1 protein-coding gene is annotated in these 266 nt (G+C 56.4%); it reads left to right on the top strand.

Features of this window, described 5'->3' with window-relative positions; all coding sequences use genetic code 11:
• Positions 1-214: nuclear transport factor 2 family protein (locus SB847_RS21255; protein WP_410578623.1), on the top strand; the 214-nt coding region annotated here is incomplete at its 5' end.
• Between the last annotated feature and the right edge of the window lie 52 nt (positions 215-266).

The following is a 266-nucleotide window of genomic DNA, read 5'->3' as shown; positions in this document are numbered from 1 at the left end:
GCAAAGCGACAGGCGCAGGCATCATATCTCGAACATCCAGGTCTTACCCCAAGACTCGAACACAGCGACAGTGCTGTCTTACGTCATCGTTTCCGCGGTCGCAGACCAGGAGCTCACCTTCAAGACCGTGGGAACCTACACGGACACGGTCACTCGAACATCTGAGGGCTGGCGGATCTCTGCTAAGGAACTCAATTTGGATACAGGGTTTTAAGACGTCCCAGCAGACCGAACCGTTCCACATGGAAGGCGTCCCCCAGCCTCCC

Origin of the sequence: Bacillus sp. SIMBA_026 (assembly GCF_046535335.1) — a bacterium.
In the GTDB taxonomy this organism is placed as follows: domain Bacteria; phylum Bacillota; class Bacilli; order Bacillales; family Bacillaceae; genus Bacillus; species Bacillus velezensis.
This window is presented reverse-complemented; position numbering and strand designations above follow the sequence as displayed.